Source organism: Burkholderia sp. FL-7-2-10-S1-D7, from assembly GCF_001524185.1.
GTDB lineage: Bacteria > Pseudomonadota > Gammaproteobacteria > Burkholderiales > Burkholderiaceae > Burkholderia > Burkholderia diffusa.
This window is the reverse complement of the sequence record NZ_LOWY01000011.1, coordinates 35,485-57,812: the sequence shown is the minus strand read 5'-3', so window position 1 is coordinate 57,812 and position 22,328 is coordinate 35,485. Positions and strand designations below refer to the sequence as shown.

The window sequence follows — 22,328 nt, the reverse complement described above, 5'->3', positions numbered from 1 at the left end:
GAGAGCATCATGAGCAACACGATCATCCGAAGTCTCTGCGTCGTCCTGTTCGGCATCGCCGCGGTGCCGGGCGTTGCCGACGCGCAAAGCAGCGCCTACACGAACTCGGCGGCCGAAATCTATGCGGGGCCGGCACCCGATTATCCGGTCGTCGCACAGGTTCAGCCCGGCACGGCGCTGGACGTGTTCGGTTGCCTCAGCGACTACTCGTGGTGCGACGTCGCGCTGCCGGGCGTGCGCGGCTGGATCGACGCGGAGCAACTCGACTATCCGTACCAGGGCAATTATGTGCCGTTGCTCGAATACGGCGCGATCATCGGCGTGCCGGTGACCGGGTTCGCGATCGGCGCGTATTGGGACCGCTACTACCGCCACAGGCCGTGGTTTCACGATCGCGACCGCTGGGAGCATCGTGCCGAGCCGCGCATCGGCCCCGGCGGGATGCCGCCCGCCCACGGGCACCCGCAGCCGGGCGGACCGATCCAGCGGGCGCCGGGCGGTGCGTCACCGGAGCGGCATGATGCGCGGCCGTCGGCCACGCGCGGCGGCTGGAATGGCTCGAACCGCGCGCCGGCGCCGCAGGCCGCGCCCGCGCCTGCGCAGCAGCCCGCCCCCAGCGGGGGCGCGGCGCGGATGACGGTGCAGCCGACGTATCAGGGCGGCGGCGGTTACGGCGCACGGCCGCAAGGCGGTGGAAACAGCGGCGGGCACGGCGGCGGGAGCCACGGCGGCGGTGGTGGTGGCGGATCGGGCGGCACCGACGAGTTTCGTCATTGATCGATTGGCGGCACGGGTGCCGCGGCTTCGGGCCGGCGCCGGACGAAAAAAAGCCGCTCCGGAGAGCGGCTTCTGGTTCACGCAGGCGGGCCGTTCGCGCGGCCCGTCGCCCGGTGTCAGTCGTCGAGCAGCGACAGGTCGCGCACGGCGCCCTTGTCGGCCGACATCACCAGCTTCGCATAGGCCTTCAGCGCAGCGGACACCTTGCGCGGGCGCGGTTGCGCCGGCTTCCAGCCCTTCGCGTTCTGCTCTTCGCGGCGACGCGCGAGTTCCTCATCCGACACCAGCACGTCGATCGTGCGGTTCGGGATGTCGATGCGGATCCTGTCGCCGTCGCGCACGAGGCCGATCGCGCCGCCCGCTGCCGCTTCCGGCGAGCAGTGACCGATCGACAGGCCGGACGTGCCCCCCGAGAAGCGGCCGTCCGTCAGCAGCGCGCATGCCTTGCCGAGGCCCTTCGACTTGATGTAGCTCGTCGGGTACAGCATTTCCTGCATGCCGGGGCCGCCCTTCGGGCCTTCGTAGCGCACGATCACCACGTCGCCGGCCTTGACCTTGTCGTTCAGGATGTTCTCGACCGCTTCGTCCTGCGATTCGGTCACGTGAGCCGAGCCCTCGAACACGAGGATGCTTTCGTCGACGCCGGCCGTCTTCACCACGCAGCCGTCGAGCGCGATGTTGCCCGTCAGCACCGCGAGGCCGCCTTCCTTCGAGAACGCATGCTCGTACGAGCGGATGCAGCCTTCGGCGCGGTCGAGGTCGAGGCTCGGCCAGCGCGTGTTCTGGCTGAACGCGACCTGCGTCGGGATCCCGGCCGGGCCGGCCATGTAGAACGTGCGGACCGCTTCGTCTTCCGTGCGGACGATGTCCCACTGGTCGAGTGCATCCTTCAGCGTCGGCGCGTGCACGGTCGGCACGTCGGTGTGCAGCTTGCCGGCGCGGTCGAGCTCGCCGAGGATCGCCATGATGCCGCCCGCACGGTGCACGTCCTCGATGTGGTACTTGTTCGTGTTCGGCGCGACCTTGCACAGCTGCGGCACGATGCGCGACAGGCGATCGATGTCCTTCATCGTGAAGTCGATGCCGGCTTCCTGCGCGATCGCCAGCAGGTGCAGGATCGTGTTGGTCGAACCACCCATCGCGATGTCGAGCGTCATCGCGTTCTCGAACGCCTTGAAGCCGACCGAGCGCGGCAGCACGCGCATGTCGTCCTGCTCGTAGTGCTGGCGGGTCAGCTCGACGATGCGGCGGCCGGCGCGCTTGAACAGCTGCTCGCGATCCGCGTGCGTCGCGACGACCGTGCCGTTGCCGGGCAGCGACAGGCCGAGCGCCTCGGTCAGGCAGTTCATCGAGTTCGCGGTGAACATGCCCGAGCACGAGCCGCAAGTCGGGCAGGCCGAGCGCTCGACTTCGGCGACGTCGGCATCCGAATACGACGGGTCGGCCGCGATCACCATCGCGTCGACGAGGTCGAGCTTCTTCAGTTCGACGGTCTTGGTGATCGGGTTCGCGAGGCGCGTCTTGCCGGCTTCCATCGGGCCGCCCGACACGAAGATCACCGGGATGTTGAGGCGCATCGCGGCCATCAGCATCCCCGGGGTGATCTTGTCGCAGTTCGAGATGCACACCATCGCGTCCGCGCAGTGCGCGTTCACCATGTACTCGACCGAGTCGGCGATGATGTCGCGGCTCGGCAGCGAATAGAGCATGCCGTCATGGCCCATCGCGATGCCGTCGTCGACCGCGATCGTGTTGAATTCCTTCGCGACGCCGCCGGCGGCCTCGATCTCGCGCGCGACGAGCTGGCCGAGATCCTTCAGGTGCACGTGCCCGGGCACGAACTGCGTGAACGAGTTGACGACCGCGATGATCGGTTTCGAGAAATCGTCGTCTTTCATGCCGGTGGCGCGCCACAGCGAGCGCGCACCTGCCATGTTGCGGCCGGCGGTGGAGGTTTTGGAACGGTAAGTGGGCATTGTCGTTGCTGAAGAAATATCGCGGGAAAAGGGTGGAGGCACGGGGAATAAAGGCCTCTCGCGCGCCCGTGCGAACAACCTCTTGAGCTGCGCCCTGGGCAAACCCGACGATTATCCCACAGCCGCCGGGCGTGCGGCGCCCGCAGGCGCGGGCGAGCGGGCGCCGGGTGGGGCGCCTGGATGCGGGCGCGGGACACGCCGGTCGAACCGGACGGCGGCTTCATCGCCCCGCCTGCCGGCGATGAAGCCGCGCCTCGCGATCGTGCGTCAGTCGAGCAGCGTCAGGATTTCGTCGTACAGCGCCTTCGGAATCCGCACGCCGTGCGCGATGCTTCGCGCGCGGGCGTCGAAGCGCCGTTGCGACGGCAGCCGCGCGCCTTGCCCGGTGATCGACGCGAACATCCGCTCGCCGCGCGCGAGGCCCGCGTCGAGGTCGTCGCCGAGGAACACCTTCGGGTCGAACGCGATCACGAGCTCGCCGTGGCACGGCGTCGCGCCGACGCCTTCGTCGAAGTCCATCGACTCCTGGCTCGTCATGTCGCCGATCAGCGCGCCGCCGAGCAGCTCGACCATCGCCGCGAGCGCCGAGCCCTTGTGCCCGCCGAACGTGCGCATCGCGCCCTGGAGCGCGGCCTTCGGGTCGGTGGTCGGCTGGCCGTCGGCGCCGATCGCCCAGTGCGGCGGGATCGCCTTGCCCTGTTTTGCATGCAGCTCGATGTCGCCGCGCGCGATCGCGCTCGTCGCGAAATCGAATACGAACGGCACGCCGTCCGGGCGCGGCCATGCGAACGCGATCGGGTTCGTGCCGAACACCGGCTCGCGGCCGCCTTCCGGCGCGACCCAGCTGTGGCTCGGGTTCATCGCGATGCCGACCAGCCCCTCGGCGGCGATCGCCTCGACCTCGGGCCACAGCGCCGAGAAGTGGTAGCAGTGGTTGATCGCCATCGCGGCGATCCCGTGCTGCTTCGCCATCTCGACGAGCACCGGCAGGCCGGTTTCGAAGCTCAGCAGCGAGAAGCCGCGATGGGCGTCGACCGCGACGATCGACGACGATAGCCGGCGCAACGTCGGCACGGCTTGCGGGTCGACCTTGCCCTTCTTCAGCGAGCGCACGCACACGAGCAGCCGGTACACGCCGTGCGAGTGACACTCGTCGCGCTGGCCCTGCGTGATCACACGCGCGATCGCCCGCGCGTGCGCATCGGACATCCCGTGGTGCGTCAGCACCCGCAGCGCGAGCGCATGAACCTCATCGAGCGACAGGACGACTTCGGCGAGCGGCTCAGACATCGCGCGCTTCCCGCGGTGCGGGCACGCCGTCGATGCGTTGCGGCACGTTCAGCGGGTTGCCGTTGCGGATGGCGTCGGGCAGCAGTGCGTCCGGCACGTCCTGGTACGACACGGGGCGCAGGAAACGCTCGATTGCGCGTGCGCCGACCGACGTCGTGCGCGTGTCGGACGTGGCCGGGAACGGGCCGCCGTGCACCATCGCATGACCGACCTCGACGCCCGTGCCGAAGCCGTTGACGAGAATGCGGCCGGCCTTGCGCTCGAGCGTCGGGCGCAGCGCGGCGAACAGCGCGGCGTCGCCGTCGGCGAGATGCGCGGCGATCGTCAACTGGCCTTCGAGCGATTTCAGTACGCGGTGCAGCGTGTCGGCATCGGGGCAGCGCACGATGAGCGACGCGGGGCCGAACACTTCGTCACGCAGTTCGGGGTGGGCGATGAATGCGTCCGCCGAGGTCGCGAACAGCGCCGCGCGCGCCTGGTAGCGGCTGCCTTCCATGCCTTGCGCCAGCAGTTCGACCGCGTCGTGCTTGCTCAGGGCGGCCACGCCTTGCGCATAGCTCGCGTGGATGTGCGGCGTCAGCATCGTCTGCGCGGCGCTCGCCTGCATGGCGGTGGCCGCCGCGGCTTCGAACGCGCGCAGCGCGGGGCCGTCGACCGCGAGCACGAGGCCCGGGTTGGTGCAGAACTGGCCGGCGCCGAGGGTGAGCGATGCGACGAACTGCGGCGCGATCGCGTCGTGGCGCGCGTCGAGCGCGGCCGGGAACAGCAGCACCGGGTTGATCGAGCTCATTTCCGCATAGACCGGAATCGGCTCGTGGCGCGCGGCCGCGATGTTCATCAGCGCGACGCCGCCGCGGCGCGAGCCGGTGAAACCGACGGCCTTGATGCGCGCATCCGCGACGAGCGCCTGGCCGATTTCGCGCGACGCGTCGAACAGCAGCGAGAACACGCCGGCCGGCAGCCCGCATTCGCGCACGGCCTGCTGGATCGCGCGGCCGACAAGCTCGGACGTGCCCGGATGCGCGGAGTGCGCCTTGACGATCACCGGGCAGCCGGCGGCGAGTGCCGACGCGGTATCGCCGCCCGCGACCGAGAACGCGAGCGGGAAGTTCGACGCGCCGAATACGGCAACCGGCCCGATCGCGACGTTGCGCAGGCGCAGGTCGACGCGCGGCAGCGGCTTGCGGTCCGGGCGGGCCGGATCGATGCGCGCGTCGACGTAACCGCCGTCGCGCACGAGCGACGCGAACAGCGCGAGCTGGCCGACCGTGCGCCCGCGTTCGCCTTCGATGCGTGCGCGCGGCAGGCCCGTTTCGGTGACGCAGCGCTCGATCAGGTCGTCCCCGAGCGCCATGATGTTGCGGCCGATCGCATCGAGAAACGCGGCGCGTTGCTCGGGGTTCGTTTCGCGATACGTGTCGAAGGCTTCGTCGGCGAGCGCGCAGGCCGTCTCCAGGTCGTGCAGGCTCGCGCCGCCGAACGCGGGCTCGAGCGGTTCGCCGGTCGCGGCGGCGATCGCGTGAAGGGTGCCGTTCTGTCCGGCGATGGCCGACTGGCCGATCAGGAGCTGACCTGTGAGTTGCATGGGTTTTCCTCGGAAAATGCGGGGCCGGGCGTGGTGCACCCGGCCGGAGTGAAATGGGGAACGCGGGGGTGTCAGTCTTCGTCGTCGTCGAGCTGCAGCTTGTCGGAACGGATGCCGGTATTGGCGCCCCAGTAATAGATGACAAGCGCGACGGCCGCGACGACGACCGTGTCGTACGGATGCGCGAGCTGGCCCGTGCCGCCGAAGCCGCCGAAGTACGACAGCACGATCATGGCCGCATAGAACGCGATCAGCCACGCGGACGAACGCACTTGCTCGGCGAGGCTCAGATGCGCGGTCGGCACCCAGCGGCGGCACGCGAGATAGATCACGAACATGACGATCTGCAGGCCGAGCAGCCAGGACACCGTACCCCAGCCCGACCAATAGACGATCAGCGCGGCGATCACGAACGACGCGGGGCCGGTGATGCCGAACGCCACCGCGCGGAACGGCCGCGGCAGGCCGGGCGCGGTGCGGCGCAGCGCGGCGACCGACACGGGCGCGACCGCATAGCTCAGCACCAGCGCGGCGGACACGATGTTGATCAGCGCTTCCCACGACGGGAACGGCATGGTCCAGAAGATCGCAAGGCCGAACGTGAGCCACAGGCCCGCACGCGGGATGCCCGATGCCTCGTCGACGCGCGTGAACACCTTGAAGAACGTGCCCGTCTTCGCCCAGCCATAGACGACGCGCGGCGTCGCGTTCATGTAGATGTTGCCGCAGCCGCTCGGCGAGATCATCGCGTCGGCGACCACCATCACCGCGAGCCAGCCCACGCCGAGCGCGAGCGCGATGTCGCGGTACGGCAGCGAGAAGGCCTTGCTCACGTCGTGCCAGCCGGCGGCCAGCATGTCGGTCGGGATGCTGCCGATGAACGCGAGCTGCAGCAGCACGTAGATCAGCGTGGACAGGAGGATCGACAGGATCAGCGCGATCGGGATCGTGCGCTGCGGATTTCGCACTTCGCTCGCGACCGACACGATCGGCGTGAGGCCGAGATACGCGAAGATGATGCCGCCGGCCGACACGGCCATCTCGATGCCCGGCGTGCCGAACGGCGCGAAACCGTGCGCGGTGAGGTTGGCGGGCTTGAAGAACGTGAACAGCACCGCGATCACCGACAGCGGCACGATGAACTTGAAAATGCTGATGATGTTGTTCGCCTTCGCGAACGTCTTCACGCTCGAATAGTTCAGATAAAAGAAGAAGCACAGCAGCGCGGCCTGCACGAGCCAGCCGATCGTCGTCGGGTCGCTCGATCCCGCCTTGGTCAGGCCCGGGAACCACGCTGCAGCATACTGGCGCGCGGCGACCACTTCGATCGCGATCAGGCTAGAGAACGCGATCAGCGTGATGAAGCCCATCAGGTAGCCGAGCAGCGGGCCGTGCGAGAACACCGGGTAGCGAACCACGCCGCCTGCACGCGGCAGCGCGGCGCCGAGCTCGCAGTAGACGATGCCGAGCAGCAGCACCGCGAAGCCGCCGAGCAGCCACGAGAAGATGCCGGCCGGGCCGGCGATCGTCGACACGTGACTCGCGGCGAACAGCCACCCCGAACCGAAGATTGCACCGAGGCCGATGAACGTCAGGTCGGTCAGCGACAGCTGCTTCTTGAACTTGCCGTGACCGCCGTCGGCGGGCACGGAGCGGGAAAGCGGGACGGACGGGTGTGTGTTGCCTTGACCTGGCATGGGTTTGTCTCCTGGGAAATATCGGGGCAGGTGTGGCTTGCGCCGCGCTCCGACGCGCCGTGGCGCAACACCTGCCGGCCGGCGTGCGACCGGTTCGAACGGCCGCCGGGGCGAGCCGGGGTCCGTTCAAGTGCGGCGCGGGCAGGCGCCGCGGCGAACGGGCCCGTGCCGGCCATGCCGGACACGGAAGTGGCAATGCGACGGGGGGAGGCCGTTGCACCGCCGGGGGGAAATCGGTCAGCGGTTCGCGCGGTTCCGTCCGGCGCGATGCGCGGCGTCGAAAGCGATGGAAGCGCCCGGTATGAACCGGTTGCTGAGGACGGGGAAAACTCCGGTCAGCTGGATGGCGTTTCGGCTCACTGCAATCTCCTGCTTCGTATCGGTCGACGACAGGCGCGTCGACGTGCAACCAGTATCGCCGTGCAAACACCCATCACGCTTGAGCCGTATCGCGGAGCAAAATGACGAAATCGGCACAGTGGCCGCAAGGGTCGCGAAACGCGTTCCGGACTATGCCGATTTCGTCGCCGTCCTCATCGAAAAGCCACAAGCGAACGGACGCGTGACGGAGGAAGCTATGCTCCTTTCCCCACTTCGGACGGCTCATGATGAAGCGCATTCAGATCATCGATTCGCACACGGGCGGCGAACCCACGCGGCTCGTCGTGTCCGGCTTCCCCCCGCTCGGCAACGGCACGATGGCCGAGCGCCGCGACGTGCTCGCCCGCGAGCACGATCGCTATCGCACCGCATGCATTCTCGAGCCGCGCGGCAGCGATGTGCTGGTCGGCGCGCTGCTGTGCGAACCCGTGTCGCCGGAGGCCGCGGCCGGCGTGATCTTCTTCAACAACAGCGGTTACCTCGGAATGTGCGGGCACGGCACGATCGGCGTCGTGCGCACGCTGCATCACATGGGCCGTATCGAGCCGGGCGTGCACCAGATCGAAACGCCGGTCGGCACCGTCGAGGCGACGCTGCACGATGACCTGTCGGTCAGCGTGCGCAATGTGCTCGCGTACCGCCATGCGAAGGCCGTCGACGTCGATGTGCCCGGTTACGGTCCCGTGAAGGGCGACATTGCGTGGGGCGGCAACTGGTTCTTCCTGATCAGCGATCACGGCCAGCGCGTGGCGGGCGACAACGTGGCGGCGCTGACCGCCTATTCGTCCGCGGTGCGTGCAGGGCTCGAACGCGCGGGCATCACCGGCGCGAACGGCGGCGAGATCGACCATATCGAACTGTTCGCGGACGATCCCGAGCACGACAGCCGCAGCTTCGTGCTGTGCCCGGGCCATGCGTACGACCGCTCCCCGTGCGGCACCGGCACGAGCGCGAAGCTCGCGTGCCTCGCGGCCGACGGCAAGCTCGAACCGGGCGTCGTGTGGCGGCAGGCGAGCGTGATCGGCAGCGTGTTCCAGGCGAGCTACGCGCAGGCCGACGGCGGCATCGTGCCGACGATTCGCGGCAGCGCGCACCTGAGCGCGGAAGCGACGCTGCTGATCGAGGAAGACGATCCGTTCGGCTGGGGCATCGTGTCGTGAGCGAGACTCGGACCGACGTCGTCGTGATCGGCGCCGGCATCGTCGGCGCGGCGTGTGCCCATGAGCTCGCGCAGCGCGGGCTGCGCGTGCTTGTCGTCGACGACGCGAGCGGCGGCGCGACCGGCGCCGGCATGGGGCACCTCGTCGCGATGGACGACAACGCGGCGGAGCTCGCGCTGAGCCATTACTCGATCGAATTGTGGCGCGCGCTCGCCGGTGAGATGCCCGAAGGCTGCGCTTACCGCAACTGCGGCACGCTGTGGCTCGCGGCCGATGCCCACGAGATGGACCTCGCGCGCACCAAGCAGGCGACGCTCGCCGCGCACGGCGTGGCGGGCGAGCTGATCGACGCGGCGACGCTCGCGGGGCTGGAGCCGATGCTGCGCGCGGGCCTCGGCGGCGCGCTGAAGATCCCCGGCGACGCGATTCTTTATGCGCCCGTCGCCGCGAGCTGGCTGTTGCAGCGCGCGCAGGGCATCACGTTGCGGCGCGAGTGCGCGGTGGCGGTCGACGGCCCGAGCGTGACGCTCGCGAGCGGCGACACGCTGCGCGCGGAGCGCGTCGTCGTCGCGAACGGCGTCGCCGCGCGCACGCTGTTGCCCGAATTGCCGCTGCGCCCGAAGAAGGGGCATCTGCTCATCACCGATCGCTATCCGGGTCAGGTGTCGCACCAGCTCGTCGAGCTCGGCTATGCGGCGAGCGCGCATGCGAGCGACGGCACGTCGGTCGCATTCAACGTGCAGCCGCGGCCCACCGGCCAACTGCTGATCGGCTCGTCGCGCCAGTTCGACACCGAGGACACGCGCGTCGAGCCGCCGGTCCTCGCGCGCATGCTGCGCCGCGCGGCCGGGTACCTGCCGGATCTGGCCGACCTGAACGGCATTCGCGCATGGACGGGCTTCCGTTCCGCGAGCCCCGACGGTCTGCCGCTGCTCGGCGAGCATCCGGCGCGGCCGGGCGTATGGCTCGCGGTCGGGCACGAAGGGCTCGGCGTGACGACCGCGCCAGGCAGTGCGCGGCTCGTCGCCGCGCTGATGACCGGCGAACGGCCGCCCATCGACATCGAACCGTATTTGCCGGGACGTTTCCTGACGACGTCCCCCGTAGCCGGAGCGCTTTCTTCATGATCATTCATCTGGACGGCCGCGCGCTGACGGTGGCCGACGGCGCGACCGTCGCGGCCGCCGTCGCGGCGAGCGGCGACGACACGACGCGCGTGTCGTGCACGGGTGCGGCGCGCGCGCCGTTTTGCGGTATGGGCATCTGCCAGGAGTGCAGGATGACGATCGACGGCCGCCGTCGTCTGGCTTGCCAGACGCTGTGCCGCGACGGGATGCGGGTGGAGCGCACGCGATGAAACAGGAACGACTCAGCGTCGACGTCGCCATCGTCGGCGCGGGCCCGGCCGGATTGTCGGCCGCGCGGGCCGCCGCACGAAGCGGCGCGACGATCGCGATCGTCGACGACAACCCGCGCGCGGGCGGGCAGATCTGGCGCCAGGCGGCGGCCGCGACGCCGGCGCCGGCCGCGGCGGAACGCCTTGCCGTGCTGCGTCAGCCGAACGTCACGCATCTGGCGGGCACGCGCATCGTCGCCGAGACGCAGCCGGGCACGCTGCTGCTGGAGGACGACGAGCGCGGGTTCCTGCTCGAATTCCGCACGCTGATCGTGTGCTGCGGCGCGCGCGAGCTGCTGTTGCCGTTCCCCGGCTGGACGCTGCCGGGCGTGACCGGCGCGGGCGGCCTGCAGGCGCTGATCAAGTACGGTCTCGACGTGCGCGGGCAGCGCACCGTGATCGCCGGCAGCGGCCCGCTGCTGCTCGCGAGCGCGGCGACGGCCCGGCAGGCCGGCGCGCAGGTGTCGCACGTGCTCGAACAGGCTGCGTGGAGCGATGTTGCCGGTTTCGGCGCGGGGCTGTGGCGCTGGCCGTCGAAACTCGCGCAGGCCGCGAAGCTCGTCACGGCCGCCTATCGGCCCGGCGCACACGTCGTCGAAGCGTTCGGCGACAAGCGGCTCGAACGCGTGCGGATCCGGCAGGGCGAGCGTGAATTCGAGGTCGACTGCGACCGGCTCGCGTGCGGTTTTGGCCTCGTGCCGAACACCGTGCTGCCGAGCCACCTCGGCTGCCGGATCGAGAACGGCGCGGTCGTGGTCGACGCGCACCAGCGCACGAGCCGCGACGGCTGTTTCGCCGCAGGCGAGTGCACGGGTGTCGGCGGCAGCGAACTGGCGATGGTCGAAGGCGAGATCGCCGGCTGCGCGGCCACCGGGCAGACGGCACCGCTGGCCGGGCTGATCGCGCAGCGCGCGCGCTGGCAGGGATTCGCGGACGCGGTGCACGAACGCTTCGCGATCCGCGAGCCGATCCGCCGGCTCGCGCGGGCCGATACGCTGCTGTGCCGATGCGAGGACGTGCGCTTCGACGCGGTCGCGCCGGCGTCGGGCTGGACGGCCGCGAAGCTGCAGACGCGCTGCGGAATGGGCGCATGCCAGGGCCGCGTGTGCGGTGCGGCCGCGCAGGCGCTGTTCGGCTGGACGCCACCGGTCCCGCGCACGCCGCTCGTGCCCGCGCGGGTCGGCACGCTGATGCTGGACGACACGGTGTCCTGCGACGGCGCCTGACGCGCCACGGTGAAGTGGCCCGGTTCGTGCCGGGCCGCCGCGCCGCTCATTCCACCTCCACTTTCTCCCATCCGCCCACCTGCGGTGCCGCACAGGCACGCAGGCACTCGATCGCGGCGGCCACGGCCGCGCGATTCGCGCTGTCCGGATGCCAGTACATCGACACCGCGCCTTGTCCCTCGAGCCGCATCGGCAGGATGCGGATCGCGTTCAGTTGCTCGAAGCGCCGCGCGGCACGATGCGACGCGACGCCCAGCAGGTCGGTGTTGTTCAGCAGCGTGAGGTTCAGGATCGACGAATTCGATTCGACGCAATGCGGCGGCTGCACGCGGCCGGCGGCCGTCAGCGCGACCTGCAGCGCGTTGTGCACCGGTGTGCCGGACGGCCAGACGATCCACGAGTGGGCCAGCACCTCGTCCCAGCCGACAGCCGCCGCGCCGACGAGCGGATGATCGGGCCGCGCGACGAACACCACCGGATCGACGTACAGCGCTTCGGCGTGCAGATGCGGATCGACGGACGCGGAGCCCGAGCGGCCGACGACGATGTCGAGTTCGCCGCGCGCGAGTTGCGGCATCAGCTGGTTCATCGTGCTCTCCGCGAGCCGCACCTGCGCGCGCGGCATCCGCTTCAGCAACTGCGAGACCGCGAGCGGCACGGTATCGGCCGCCGCGACGCCCGACGTGCCGATCGTGACCAGGCCGCTGCCGCCTTCACGCAACGCGGCCATGTCGTCACGCACGACGTCGAGCTGCGCTTCCACGCGGCGCGCGTGCTCGATCAGCGCATCGCCGTAGGCCGTCGGCCGCAGGCCGCGCGCGTGCCGTTCGAACAGCGGCAGCCCGACATCCTCTTCCAGTTCCTTCAGCCATTTCGACAGCGCGGGCTGGGTGGTCGCGAGCGCCGCCGCCGACTGGCTCAGGTTGCCCGTGCTGGCCAGGCTCAGCAGCACTTGGAGGTGCCGCAATCGCAGCCGATAGGTCCAGTCCATCGCGTGCTCCGTGTCGGAAGGTATATCAAAAATAATATGGATTAGATGATTTCGCCATTTTACCGGGTATGTCTGCGTCGAATATAAATGTGCCGACGGACCGAAGCACGCGGTCCCCGACCCGACACAGCGCCGACCGCGATCGGCCGCACCAAGGAGACGTCATGACCAGCCGACACCCGGATACATCGCGCGCCGACTATTACGCACGGATTGCCGAACAGCGCCTCGCGCCGTTGTGGGAGTCGCTGCACAACCTCGTGCCGAAAGCGCCGCAGCCGGCCGCGCAGCCCTCGATCTGGAAGTACGCGCAGGTGCGTGACCTGGTGATGCAGGCCGGCGGCGTGATCAGCGCGGAAGAAGCCGTGCGCCGCGTGCTGGTGCTCGAGAACCCGGGGCTGCCCGGCAAGTCGAGCATGACGCCGAACCTGTACGCGGGCCTGCAACTGATCCTGCCGGGCGAGATCGCGCCGAGCCACCGGCATACGCAGTCGGCGCTGCGCTTCATCATCGAGGGCAAGGGCGCGTGGACCGCGGTGAACGGCGAGCGCACGACGATGCATCCGGGCGACTTCATCATCACGCCGTCGTGGGCGTGGCACGACCACGGCAACCCGTCGGCGGAAGACGGCGGCGAGCCGGTCGTGTGGCTCGACGGGCTCGACATCCCGCTGGTCGGGCACCTCGACGCAGGCTTCGCGGAGAACTACCCGGAAGCCGAGCAGCCCGTCAGCCGCGCGGAAGGCGACAGCTTCGCGCGCTTCGGCCACAACATGGTGCCGGTGCGCCATCGCGCGAGCGATCCGACGTCGCCGGTGTTCAGCTATCCGTATGCACGCACCCGCGAGGCCCTTGACGCGCTGTACCGCAACGGCGAGCTCGACGCGTGGGACGGCGTGAAGCTGCGCTACGTCAATCCCGCGACGGGCGGCTGGCCGATGCCGACGATCGCGACCTTCATGCAGTTCCTGCCGGCCGGCTTCGACGGCCGCACGTATCGCAGCACCGACGCGACGATCTACTGCGTCGTCGAAGGTAGCGGCACCGCGTACATCGGCGACGACGCGTTCGCATTCGAGCCGCACGACATCTTCGTCGCGCCGTCATGGGCGCGGTTGCGGCTGGCGGCCTCGTCCGACAGCGTGCTGTTCAGCTATTCCGACCGGCCGGTGCTGTCCGCGCTGAACCTGCTGCGCGAAGCGCGCGAGTGATGCCGCCGATTGGCCCGATTCTCCCGATATCCCTGATATCCCCGATTCGTCCGGTGCGCTGCGAAGGCGGCGCGCGGCCCTTCCTTCATGCCTACGCTGGAGCCGTTCATGACTTATGTTTTCCCGCCCGAAGCGCCGGTGGCGCTTCCCGTCGCCGGCAGCGACGCCCGCTTCGCGGTACGCCGCGTGTACTGCGTCGGCCGCAATTACGCGGCCCATGCGCGCGAAATGGGCTTCGATCCCGATCGCGAACCGCCGTTCTTCTTTTGCAAGCCGGCCGATTCGATCGTGCCGGTCGCCTACGGCGCAACGCTCGATCTGGCGTATCCGTCGCAAACGCAGAACTATCACTACGAAGCCGAACTCGTCGCGGTGATCGGCAAGGGCGGTTCCGACATTCCGCTCGAGCGCGCGCTCGAGCACGTGTGGGGTTATGCCGTCGGCCTCGACATGACGCGCCGCGACCTGCAGATGAAGATGCGCGAGATGGGCCGCCCGTGGGAAATCGGCAAGGCGTTCGACCGTTCCGCGCCGATCGGCCCCGTGCATCCGGCGAGCGAGGTCGGGCATTTCGAGCAGGCCGGCCTGTGGCTGACGGTCAACGGCGCGACGAAGCAGAAGAGCGACGTGTCGCACCTGATCTGGTCGGTCGCGGAAACGGTGGCCGACCTGTCGAAGTTCTTCCGCCTCGAACCGGGCGACGTGATCTTCACCGGCACGCCGGAGGGCGTCGGCGCGGTGGTCAAGGGCGACGTGATGAAGGTCGGCGTCGAGCGTCTCGGCGAATTGGCCGTGCGCGTGGTCTGACGCGCGTTATTCGATTTCCTCGAAAGGTCACATCGTGCAACTGCATAGCTTCTTCAACAGTTCGACATCCTATCGGGTGCGCATTGCACTCGCGCTGAAAGGACTGCCGTACGACACGCTGCCCGTGAACATCCGCACGGGCGAGCACCGCGAGGCTGGCTACGTCGCGCGGGTGAATCCGTCGGCGTCGGTGCCGGCGCTGGTCGATGGCGATTTCCGTCTCGGCCAGTCGCTCGCGATCATCGATTACCTCGACCAGATTCATCCGGCGCCGCGGCTGATTCCGCTGGAACCGCGGCAGCGCGCACGCGTGCTGGAACTCGCGACGCTGATCGCGTGCGACATCCATCCGGTCAACAACCTGCGCGTGCTGCGCTACCTCGACAGCGAACTGCAGGTCACGCCGCAGCAGAAGAGTGCGTGGTATCGGCACTGGATCGCGGAAGGCATGGCCGGCGCCGAGCGCCTGCTCGCACGCGCGGGCACGGGCCCGTGGTGTTTCGGCGCGGCGCCGACGCTCGCCGACGTCTGCCTCGTGCCGCAGGTCGCGAACGCGCTGCGGATGGATTGCGACCTGAGCGCATATCCGCGCAGCCTCGCGGTTCATGAACACGCGCGACGCGAGCCGGCGTTCGAAGCGGCGCAGCCGCAGCGGCAACCGGACTACGTCGCGTAACACGAAGGAGGAGACAGACATGGGCGAGACAAACATGACAGGCCGACGCGTACTCGTGATCGGCGGCGGCATCGGCGGGCTCGCGACGGCGCTGGCGCTCGCGCGCCAGGGCATTCGCGTGAAGCTGCTCGAACAGGCCGCGCAAATCGGCGAGATCGGCGCGGGCATCCAGCTCGCCGCGAACGCGTTCAATGCGCTCGACGCGCTGGGCGTCGGCGAAGCTGCGCGCGGCCGCGCGGTGTTCACCGACCGGCTGCAACTGATGGATGCGATCGATGCACGGGAAGTCGCGTGCATCGATACGGGCGCCGCGTATCGCGAGCGCTTCGGCAACCCGTATGCGGTGATCCATCGCGCGGACATCCACCTGTCGATCTACGAGGCGGTCAAGGATCATCCGCTGATCGAATTCCGGACCAGCACGCAGGTGTGCGGGTTCGAGCAGGACGGCAACGGCGTGACCGTGATCGACCAGCATGGCGAGCGTTATCGCGCCGACGCGGTGATCGGCTGCGACGGCGTGAAGTCCGCGATCCGGCAGGCGCTGATCGGCGACGCGCATCGCGTGACGGGGCACGTCGTGTACCGCGCGGTCGTCGACGTCGACAACATGCCGAAGGATCTGCAGATCAATGCGCCGGTCGTGTGGGCTGGCCCGCATTGCCATCTCGTCCACTATCCGCTGCGGGGCGGACGGCAATACAACCTCGTCGTCACGTTCCACAGCCGCGAGCAGGAAACCTGGGGCGTGCGCGACGGCAGCAAGGAGGAAGTGCTGTCGTACTTCGACGGCATCCATCCGCTGCCGAAGCAGATGCTCGACCGGCCGACGTCGTGGAAGCGCTGGGCGACCGCCGATCGCGACCCGGTCGAACGCTGGAGCGCGGGCCGCGCGACGGTGCTCGGCGACGCCGCCCATCCGATGACGCAATACATCGCGCAGGGCGCGTGCCAGGCGCTCGAAGATGCGGTGACGCTCGGTGCGGCCGTCGCGCGGACCGATGGCGACTTCGAGGCCGCGTTCGCGCTGTACGAACACGTGCGGATTCCGCGCACCGCGCGCGTGCTGTATTCGGCGCGCGAGATGGGGCGGATCTATCACGCGAAGGGCGTCGAGCGGCAGGTGCGCAACGCGCTGTGGGTCGGACGCACGCAGGCGCAGTTCTACGACGCGCTCGACTGGCTGCACGGCTGGCGCGCGCAAGATTGCCTGAAGACCGTCGCCTGACGCGCTTCAGCCCGGATCCGGCGGCGCGCATTCCAACGACATCGCGCGCGACCGCCTTCATGGAGGAGACATCATCATGGCCGATACGCTGTCCATCGACGTCAGCGAATGGATCGACCGGCATCGCGTTGCGCCGTTTCAGGTCGCGATCGTCGTGCTGTGCTTCCTGATCGTCGCGATCGACGGTTTCGACACGGCATCGATCGGGTTCATCGCTCCGGTCATTCGCGCGGAATGGGGGCTGTCGCCCGCGCAGCTCGCGCCGGTATTCGGCGCGGGGCTCGCCGGGCTGATGGCCGGCGCGCTCGTGTTCGGGCCGTTCGGTGACCGATTCGGCCGCAAGCGCCTGCTGCTCGCGTGTGTCGCGTGCTTCGGCATCGCGAGTGCGGCGTCGGCAAGTGCGGGCGGCTTGAACGAACTGATCGCGTGGCGCTTCGTGACGGGCCTCGGGCTCGGCGGCGCGATGCCGAACGCGATCACGCTGACGTCCGAGTATTGCCCCGCGCGGCGGCGCTCGCTGCTCGTCACGACGATGTTCTGCGGCTTCACGATCGGCTCGGCGCTCGGCGGGCTCGCGGCCGCGTCACTGATCGAACGAGACGGCTGGCGCGCGGTGCTCGTCGTCGGCGGTGCCGCGCCGCTGCTGCTCCTGCCGGTGCTCGCGTGGCGACTGCCGGAATCGGTGCGCTATCTCGTCAACACCGGCGCGTCGCGCGAGCGAATCGCGGCGATGCTCGCGCGCATCGCACCGTCCCCGCATCTCGTGCACGCGTCGTTCATCGTGCCGCGCGGCAAGCCGGCCGGCTCGCCGCTCGGCCGCCTGTTCGCCACCGACCTGCTGCGCGGCACGCTGCTGCTGTGGCTGACGTTCTTCATGAGTCTGCTCGTCATCTACCTGCTGTCGAGCTGGCTGCCTACGTTGTTGCGCACGACCGGCGCGACGCTGCAGACGGCCGCGCGCGTGACCGCGATGTTCCAGGTCGGCGGCACGCTCGGCGCGATCGTGCTCGGCTGGCTGATGGACCGCTTCGATCCGCATCGCGTGCTCGCGTGCAGCTATGCGGCGGCGGGCGTGTTCGTCGCGGCGATCGGGGTGCTGGCCGCGTCGCCGGCGGGCGCGGCACTGGCCGTGTTCGCGGCCGGCTTTTGCGTGTCGGGCTCGCAGGTCGGCGCGAATGCGCTGTCGGCTGCGTTTTATCCGACCGAATGCCGGACCACGGGCGTGAGCTGGGCGAACGGGATCGGCCGCGGCGGCTCCGTCGTCGGCTCGATGGCGGGCGGCGCGATGCTCGCGATGGGGCTGCCGCTGTCGACCGCGTTCGCATTCGTCGCGGTGCCGTGCCTGATCGCCGGGATCGCAGTGTTGGTGCTTGGCGTAGTGCGGGCCGGTGCGAAGCGCGCGGCGGCAGCCGAGGCAATTGCCGGCGAGCAGGCATAGTGGCGGCAGGGGGGGCGGCCATTGCCGATGGCACCGTCCTCTGACGGCACCGAACGAAAGTACGGATCAACATTATATAAATACATATAATGTTGATCCGTTAATCGTGTGCCGTCCCCCGTCATGAACGACTTCGCTTCCACCGGGCTGCCCCAGCCCGACCAGATGCGCGCCGCCGCCGAGTCGGCCTGCGCGTTGCTCAAGGTGCTGTCCAATCCCGACCGGCTGCTGCTGCTGTGCGAGCTGTCGCAGGGCGAACGCTGCGTGAGCGATCTCGAGGCGCGGCTGGATATCCGCCAACCGACGCTGTCGCAGCAGCTCGGCGTATTGCGGGACAACGCATTGGTCCGCACGCGCCGCGAAGGCAAGAACATCCACTATTCGCTCGACAGCCCGGCCGTGATCGCGGTGATGGGCGTGCTGTACGAACAGTTCTGCGGCACGGCCGCGAAGGGGGCGCGCCATGCAGCTTGATGTCCTTCATTTCACGCCGTGGCTGTCGCTTGCAGGTGGTGTGCTGATCGGGCTTGCGGCGGCGTGGCTCGTTGCGTTCAACGGGCGGATCGCCGGGATCAGCGGCATCGTCGGCGGCTTGTTCACGGCCGGTGCAGCTGAGCGCGACTGGCGCGCCGCATTCGTCGCCGGGCTGATCGCCGCGCCGCTGATGATGCGTATCGCCGGTGTCGCCGCGGCGCCGCAGGTCGATGCGGGCTGGGGCGAGTTGCTGGCGGCCGGCCTGCTGGTCGGGATCGGGACGCGCTATGCGGGCGGATGCACGAGCGGTCACGGCGTCTGCGGGCTGTCGCGCGGTGCGGCGCGATCGATCGTCGCGACGGCGGTGTTCATGGTCGCGGGGTTTGCGACCGTATTCGTGCAACGGCACGTGATCGGAGGCTGACATGCAGGCAGGATTCGCGTTTCTGGCGGGGCTGCTGTTCGGCGCCGGGCTCATCGTGTCGGGGATGGCCAATCCGCAGAAAGTGCTCGGTTTTCTCGACCTGGCAGGCCGTTGGGATCCGTCGCTCGCGTTCGTGATGGCCGGCGCGATCGGTGTTGCCGTGTTAGCGTTCGCTTGGGCGAAGCGTCGGACGCGATCGTTGCTCGGCCTGCCGATCCAGTGGCCGGCCGTGCGGACGATTACCGTGCGCCTCGTCGCAGGGAGCGCCGTGTTCGGCATCGGCTGGGGGCTTGCCGGGTTCTGCCCGGGGCCCGCAATCGTGTCGATCGGACTCGGGTCGGTCAAGGGCATTGCGTTCGTCGTCGCGATGTTGATCGGGATGGCGTTGTTCGAGTGGATCGAGCGGGCGCGGAAGGGGCGGTAGCTGGGCGGGGTGGCTGCGGGCGAAGTTGTCGGCTCGGTCGAGTCGACCCGGCGCGGTGACGGTGACGGTGACGGTGACGGTGACGGTGACGGTGACGGCGCCGGGACAGGATCACGCTCGTTGCCGGGGTGGGCGACAGGGCGATCACATGACGATATCGGCGATGGCGCGAGCCGCCGCGTCAGGGTTGCTCGCGCACTTGCCGCTCGCCGAGTAGCGGCCTGGACACCCGGTGCAGCCATGCGCGCCATACCGCGAACACGCCGGACCGAGCCTCGGGTTCCGCGACGGTCGCGGCGACCGGCCCGACACCGGCTGCGGACAATGTCACGTGACCGGCCGTCTCGATCGTCAGGCATTCGCCTTCGTCGAGCACGCGGCGAACGTAATGCGGCGTATCGGGTAGCCAGTCGAGCCCGCCGTGACGCAACGTGACCGCGAGCGCGCCGTCGAGCACGATGACCTGGCTGTCCTTGTCGAACCACGCAAAGTGGCTTTGCCCGGCGTCGAGCCGGATCTCTTGCGTCCGCATGGCGAGTCCTTTTCCTGGTTGCGCGGCCCGGCGACGGCGGGGCGACAGCGTGCAATCAGATTAAGGAAACACGTGCGGGCAGGACAGATTCAGGGGACGGGAATCTGTTGCGGTGCAGGTGACGATCTTGATCCTCTGTATCGGTCTGTTTCCCCTGAATCTGTATCTGGCGTGCGCTGGGGCGCGCGGGCACGATGACCCGCATGACGCTCATCACAGACTCGTTCCGAACACCGTTGCCGATGGCCGGCGAGCCGCTTTACGAACGACTCGCCGAGCATTACCGCCGCATCATCGCGGCGGGTACCTTGTCGCCCGGCGACCGGATGCCGTCCGTGCGCGCATTCATGGCACAGCACGGCGTGAGCCTGTCGACCGCGATCCAGGCGTTTCGGCGGCTCGAGGATACAGGCTGGTGCGAAGCCCGGCCGCGCTCGGGCTATTTCGTGAGGCGGCGCGCGGCCGCCGCGCTCGATGCGCTGCCGGAAAGCGACGGGGCGCCGCTGAGCGTCGCGCCGCCATTCGCGGGACTGCATGAACGCGTGTCGCGCGTGATCGATCGCGCGAATGCGATGCCCGATGCGCTGAATCTCGGCGGCGCGTCCGCGCTGGCGACGCTGTATCCGGCCGAGCGCCTGCAGACGCTGGCGATCCGGTTGCTGCGGCGCAAGCCGACGCTGCTGACCGACGCCGGGCCGGTTGGCGGGTCGCCCGAATTCCGGCAGACGATGGCAAAGCGCGCGCTGTCGTACGGCGTGGCCGTGTCGCCGGACGACGTGATGTCGACGAGCGGCGGCGTCGATGCCGTGAATCTCGCGCTGCGCGCGGTGGCACGCCCCGGCGACACGATCGCGATCGAATCGCCGGCCTTTTTCGGCTTGATCCAGCTGCTCGAAAGCCTCGGCCTGCGTGCGCTCGAGATCCCGGCCAGCCCGACGACCGGACTGTCGATCGAAGCGCTCGATGTAGCGCTGACCGCGTACCCGGACATTCGGGCCGTGGTCGTCGTGCCGAATCTGCAGAACCCGCTCGGCAGTGTGATGCCCGACGAACGCAAGGCCGCGCTGGTCGCGCTGTGCTCGCGCCACGGCGTGGCCGTGATCGAGGACGAGCCGTATCGCGAGCTCGTGGAAGCGCTGCACGTGGTGAAGCCAGTGAAGGCATGGGACCGTGACGGCACGGTGATCTATTGCCCGTCGTTCAACAAGGTGCTGGCGCCCGGGATGCGGCTCGGCTGGATGAGCGCGGGCCGCTGGCACGCGCGCGTGAAGATGCTCAAGTTCGCGCACAGCCGGCACAACGCCGCATTGCTGCAGGCCGTCGCGGCCGAATTCGTCGGCTCGGGCGCGTTCGATCGCCACCTGCACCGGTTTCGCGAGCAACTGCGTGTGCAGCGCGATGTGACGATCGATGCGATCGCGCGCCATTTTCCGGCCGGCACGCGGATGAACCGGCCGCCCGGCGGCATGCTGTTGTGGATCGCGTTGCCGGACGGCGTGCGTTCCGAAGCATTGTTCGATGCCGCGCTGGCACGCGGGATAAGGATCGCGCCAGGCGCGATCTTTTCGAACTCCGACCGCTTTGACGCGTATATCCGGCTTGCCTGCACGCGGGTGTTCGACACGGCACACGAAGCGGCGATCGAAACGCTCGGCCAGCTGATACGCGACGCGGCGGCGGCCGCCGCGTAAGCGGGACAGGTGTGGACCGGGCCGGCGCGTTGGCTACCGGGCTGGGCGGTCGTGACGGGGGCACGGGTCGGCCGATCCGGCACGCCGCGTTCACCGTGGACGGCCGCCGCGCGGCGACGCGCCGACGATACGATTTCGGCGATTTCATCGGCTGACCGCATGCGCGGCGAGGTGCTGGCGGATCAGCGACAGGTAGCGATCGCCGACCGAGAAGTCGCGTGCGGCACGCGGCCGTTCCGCCTGGCGCAGCGTGGCCGGCGCGCTCATGCCCAGGTACCGGCATACCGCCGACGGGAAAGGCTTGCGTGTATGCCCGAGCTGGCGCGCCGCGCGCTCGACGCGGGCGTCGCCGACCTGCGCACGCAGCCATGCTAGCACTTGGCGATCGGTGTCGTTGACGATACGGACCAGATGTTCCACTTTAAACAGGGACCCTTGTTGCATAAGGCTCTCCGGGGTGTTTTCGTCGATATGTCAGGTCTGGCTACCACGCTAGCTACCATGAAAGGCCGCGCTGGACCTGGAGCCACCAACCAGTGGTATCGACGGTAGCGCCGAGCTTCGTGCCGCCGCCTCAAATACTGGTTGGTTATACAGCTGTTTATCCATACAGTATTTTGGGCGAAGCGGGTTGTCAAGCGCAATGTCGAGCTATGTGTGGGCTTAGGGGGAGATGAAGCGGGAGGGCGGCGCTTGGGTCCGAGCGCCAGAGGGGCGAGTTAAGCTGCGTCCGTGCCGGCCATGATCGCTTCGGCATATCCATGACCGCCTTGATGCGATACAGCGTCTACGACGTGGTGGTTTCCATGTTCGACCTGGTGTGGTCGTGGCCTGAGCGCGTGTGTTACGGAGCGCTCTGACACGTCGCAACACAATCCAGGTGACTATCGTATCGTCCTCGGCGTCAGCCGAAGAGCCCCAACGAAGGTACTGCGTAGGTGGCG

General features: G+C 68.9%; 21 protein-coding genes. 14 read left to right on the top strand and 7 right to left on the bottom strand.

Features of this window, described 5'->3' with window-relative positions:
- Window positions 1–9: 9 nt before the first annotated feature.
- Window positions 10–777 (top strand): SH3 domain-containing protein, encoded by a 768-nt coding sequence (locus WS75_RS03070; RefSeq protein ID WP_059679284.1) that lies wholly within the window; start codon window positions 10–12, stop codon window positions 775–777.
- Between the two features lie 116 nt (window positions 778–893).
- Here WS75_RS03070 and ilvD read toward each other — a convergent pair whose 3' ends face one another.
- From ilvD to WS75_RS03050, 4 genes are all read right to left on the bottom strand, one after another.
- Window positions 894–2,753, bottom strand: a complete 1,860-nt coding sequence (gene ilvD / locus WS75_RS03065; protein ID WP_059679106.1) for a dihydroxy-acid dehydratase — start codon at window positions 2,751–2,753, stop codon at window positions 894–896.
- A 267-nt stretch (window positions 2,754–3,020) separates the two neighbouring features.
- Window positions 3,021–4,043: an Ldh family oxidoreductase gene (locus WS75_RS03060; protein WP_059679105.1), complete on the bottom strand. Its 1,023-nt coding sequence runs from the start codon at window positions 4,041–4,043 to the stop codon at window positions 3,021–3,023.
- Window positions 4,036–5,628: an aldehyde dehydrogenase (NADP(+)) gene (locus WS75_RS03055; RefSeq protein ID WP_059679104.1), complete on the bottom strand. Its 1,593-nt coding sequence runs from the start codon at window positions 5,626–5,628 to the stop codon at window positions 4,036–4,038. Before WS75_RS03055 ends, WS75_RS03060 begins: the two co-directional genes overlap by 8 nt.
- A 71-nt stretch (window positions 5,629–5,699) precedes the next feature.
- Window positions 5,700–7,325, bottom strand: coding sequence for an APC family permease (locus tag WS75_RS03050; RefSeq protein WP_059679103.1), 1,626 nt, complete (start codon window positions 7,323–7,325; stop codon window positions 5,700–5,702).
- A gap of 608 nt (window positions 7,326–7,933) precedes the next feature.
- Here WS75_RS03050 and WS75_RS03045 point away from each other — a divergent pair.
- The 4 genes from WS75_RS03045 to WS75_RS03030 are packed head-to-tail and all read left to right on the top strand — an operon-like array spanning window position 7,934 to window position 11,488.
- Window positions 7,934–8,866 (top strand): 4-hydroxyproline epimerase, encoded by a 933-nt coding sequence (locus tag WS75_RS03045; RefSeq protein WP_059679283.1) that lies wholly within the window; start codon window positions 7,934–7,936, stop codon window positions 8,864–8,866.
- Window positions 8,863–9,993: an NAD(P)/FAD-dependent oxidoreductase gene (locus WS75_RS03040; protein WP_059679102.1), complete on the top strand. Its 1,131-nt coding sequence runs from the start codon at window positions 8,863–8,865 to the stop codon at window positions 9,991–9,993. Before WS75_RS03045 ends, WS75_RS03040 begins: the two co-directional genes overlap by 4 nt.
- Complete coding sequence (locus WS75_RS03035; protein ID WP_011658575.1) at window positions 9,990–10,223, top strand: 2Fe-2S iron-sulfur cluster-binding protein; 234 nt, start codon at window positions 9,990–9,992, stop codon at window positions 10,221–10,223. Before WS75_RS03040 ends, WS75_RS03035 begins: the two co-directional genes overlap by 4 nt.
- Window positions 10,220–11,488, top strand: coding sequence for an NAD(P)/FAD-dependent oxidoreductase (locus WS75_RS03030; protein ID WP_059679101.1), 1,269 nt, complete (start codon window positions 10,220–10,222; stop codon window positions 11,486–11,488). The genes WS75_RS03035 and WS75_RS03030 overlap by 4 nt, the downstream gene beginning before the upstream one ends.
- A 46-nt stretch (window positions 11,489–11,534) precedes the next feature.
- Here WS75_RS03030 and WS75_RS03025 read toward each other — a convergent pair whose 3' ends face one another.
- On the bottom strand, window positions 11,535–12,479 hold the full coding sequence (locus tag WS75_RS03025; RefSeq protein ID WP_059679100.1) for a LysR substrate-binding domain-containing protein: 945 nt from the start codon (window positions 12,477–12,479) through the stop codon (window positions 11,535–11,537).
- Window positions 12,480–12,643: 164 nt separating this feature from the next.
- Between WS75_RS03025 and gtdA the strand changes: the two genes are divergently transcribed.
- The 8 genes from gtdA (at window position 12,644) to WS75_RS02985 (ending at window position 19,161) form a co-directional block, all read left to right on the top strand.
- Window positions 12,644–13,690, top strand: a complete 1,047-nt coding sequence (gtdA, locus tag WS75_RS03020; protein ID WP_059679099.1) for a gentisate 1,2-dioxygenase — start codon at window positions 12,644–12,646, stop codon at window positions 13,688–13,690.
- A 108-nt stretch (window positions 13,691–13,798) separates the two neighbouring features.
- Window positions 13,799–14,497 (top strand): fumarylacetoacetate hydrolase family protein, encoded by a 699-nt coding sequence (locus WS75_RS03015; RefSeq protein ID WP_059679098.1) that lies wholly within the window; start codon window positions 13,799–13,801, stop codon window positions 14,495–14,497.
- Between the two features lie 34 nt (window positions 14,498–14,531).
- Complete coding sequence (maiA, locus tag WS75_RS03010) at window positions 14,532–15,173, top strand: maleylacetoacetate isomerase (RefSeq protein WP_059679097.1); 642 nt, start codon at window positions 14,532–14,534, stop codon at window positions 15,171–15,173.
- Between the two features lie 19 nt (window positions 15,174–15,192).
- The gene (locus WS75_RS03005) at window positions 15,193–16,401 is read left to right on the top strand and encodes a 3-hydroxybenzoate 6-monooxygenase (protein ID WP_059679282.1); all 1,209 of its coding nucleotides are present in this window, start codon (window positions 15,193–15,195) and stop codon (window positions 16,399–16,401) included.
- 76 nt (window positions 16,402–16,477) lie between these two features.
- A complete protein-coding gene (locus WS75_RS03000; RefSeq protein WP_059679096.1) occupies window positions 16,478–17,839 on the top strand; it encodes an MFS transporter in 1,362 nt (453 codons plus the stop codon).
- Window positions 17,840–17,962: 123 nt separating this feature from the next.
- The gene (locus tag WS75_RS02995; RefSeq protein ID WP_059679095.1) at window positions 17,963–18,313 is read left to right on the top strand and encodes an ArsR/SmtB family transcription factor; all 351 of its coding nucleotides are present in this window, start codon (window positions 17,963–17,965) and stop codon (window positions 18,311–18,313) included.
- On the top strand, window positions 18,303–18,737 hold the full coding sequence (locus WS75_RS02990) for a YeeE/YedE family protein (protein WP_059679094.1): 435 nt from the start codon (window positions 18,303–18,305) through the stop codon (window positions 18,735–18,737). Before WS75_RS02995 ends, WS75_RS02990 begins: the two co-directional genes overlap by 11 nt.
- A gap of 1 nt (window position 18,738) precedes the next feature.
- Window positions 18,739–19,161 (top strand): DUF6691 family protein, encoded by a 423-nt coding sequence (locus WS75_RS02985; RefSeq protein ID WP_059679093.1) that lies wholly within the window; start codon window positions 18,739–18,741, stop codon window positions 19,159–19,161.
- A gap of 181 nt (window positions 19,162–19,342) precedes the next feature.
- Here WS75_RS02985 and WS75_RS02980 read toward each other — a convergent pair whose 3' ends face one another.
- Window positions 19,343–19,693 (bottom strand): hypothetical protein, encoded by a 351-nt coding sequence (locus WS75_RS02980; RefSeq protein ID WP_059679092.1) that lies wholly within the window; start codon window positions 19,691–19,693, stop codon window positions 19,343–19,345.
- 194 nt (window positions 19,694–19,887) lie between these two features.
- Here WS75_RS02980 and WS75_RS02975 point away from each other — a divergent pair, with 194 nt between their 5' ends.
- The gene (locus tag WS75_RS02975; protein ID WP_059679091.1) at window positions 19,888–21,384 is read left to right on the top strand and encodes an aminotransferase-like domain-containing protein; all 1,497 of its coding nucleotides are present in this window, start codon (window positions 19,888–19,890) and stop codon (window positions 21,382–21,384) included.
- A gap of 144 nt (window positions 21,385–21,528) precedes the next feature.
- Here WS75_RS02975 and WS75_RS02970 read toward each other — a convergent pair whose 3' ends face one another.
- Window positions 21,529–21,804 (bottom strand): hypothetical protein, encoded by a 276-nt coding sequence (locus WS75_RS02970; protein WP_057928306.1) that lies wholly within the window; start codon window positions 21,802–21,804, stop codon window positions 21,529–21,531.
- Window positions 21,805–22,328: the final 524 nt, after the last annotated feature.

Excerpts from the sequence above, each read along its gene's own strand:
- ilvD (WP_059679106.1), bottom strand. The coding sequence starts at position 2,753 with ATGCCCACTTACCGTTCCAAAACCTCCACCGCCGGCCGCAACATGGCA.
- WS75_RS02995 (WP_059679095.1), top strand. The coding sequence starts at position 17,963 with ATGAACGACTTCGCTTCCACCGGGCTGCCCCAGCCCGACCAGATGCGC.
- WS75_RS02975 (WP_059679091.1), top strand. The coding sequence starts at position 19,888 with ATGACCCGCATGACGCTCATCACAGACTCGTTCCGAACACCGTTGCCG.
- WS75_RS03030 (WP_059679101.1), top strand. The coding sequence starts at position 10,220 with ATGAAACAGGAACGACTCAGCGTCGACGTCGCCATCGTCGGCGCGGGC.
- WS75_RS03070 (WP_059679284.1), top strand. The coding sequence starts at position 10 with ATGAGCAACACGATCATCCGAAGTCTCTGCGTCGTCCTGTTCGGCATC.
- WS75_RS03035 (WP_011658575.1), top strand. The coding sequence starts at position 9,990 with ATGATCATTCATCTGGACGGCCGCGCGCTGACGGTGGCCGACGGCGCG.
- WS75_RS03055 (WP_059679104.1), bottom strand. The coding sequence starts at position 5,628 with ATGCAACTCACAGGTCAGCTCCTGATCGGCCAGTCGGCCATCGCCGGA.
- WS75_RS03025 (WP_059679100.1), bottom strand. The coding sequence starts at position 12,479 with ATGGACTGGACCTATCGGCTGCGATTGCGGCACCTCCAAGTGCTGCTG.
- WS75_RS03060 (WP_059679105.1), bottom strand. The coding sequence starts at position 4,043 with ATGTCTGAGCCGCTCGCCGAAGTCGTCCTGTCGCTCGATGAGGTTCAT.
- WS75_RS03005 (WP_059679282.1), top strand. The coding sequence starts at position 15,193 with ATGGGCGAGACAAACATGACAGGCCGACGCGTACTCGTGATCGGCGGC.
- WS75_RS03045 (WP_059679283.1), top strand. The coding sequence starts at position 7,934 with ATGAAGCGCATTCAGATCATCGATTCGCACACGGGCGGCGAACCCACG.
- WS75_RS02990 (WP_059679094.1), top strand. The coding sequence starts at position 18,303 with ATGCAGCTTGATGTCCTTCATTTCACGCCGTGGCTGTCGCTTGCAGGT.
- WS75_RS03015 (WP_059679098.1), top strand. The coding sequence starts at position 13,799 with ATGACTTATGTTTTCCCGCCCGAAGCGCCGGTGGCGCTTCCCGTCGCC.
- WS75_RS02985 (WP_059679093.1), top strand. The coding sequence starts at position 18,739 with ATGCAGGCAGGATTCGCGTTTCTGGCGGGGCTGCTGTTCGGCGCCGGG.
- WS75_RS02980 (WP_059679092.1), bottom strand. The coding sequence starts at position 19,693 with ATGCGGACGCAAGAGATCCGGCTCGACGCCGGGCAAAGCCACTTTGCG.
- gtdA (WP_059679099.1), top strand. The coding sequence starts at position 12,644 with ATGACCAGCCGACACCCGGATACATCGCGCGCCGACTATTACGCACGG.
- WS75_RS03000 (WP_059679096.1), top strand. The coding sequence starts at position 16,478 with ATGGCCGATACGCTGTCCATCGACGTCAGCGAATGGATCGACCGGCAT.
- WS75_RS03050 (WP_059679103.1), bottom strand. The coding sequence starts at position 7,325 with ATGCCAGGTCAAGGCAACACACACCCGTCCGTCCCGCTTTCCCGCTCC.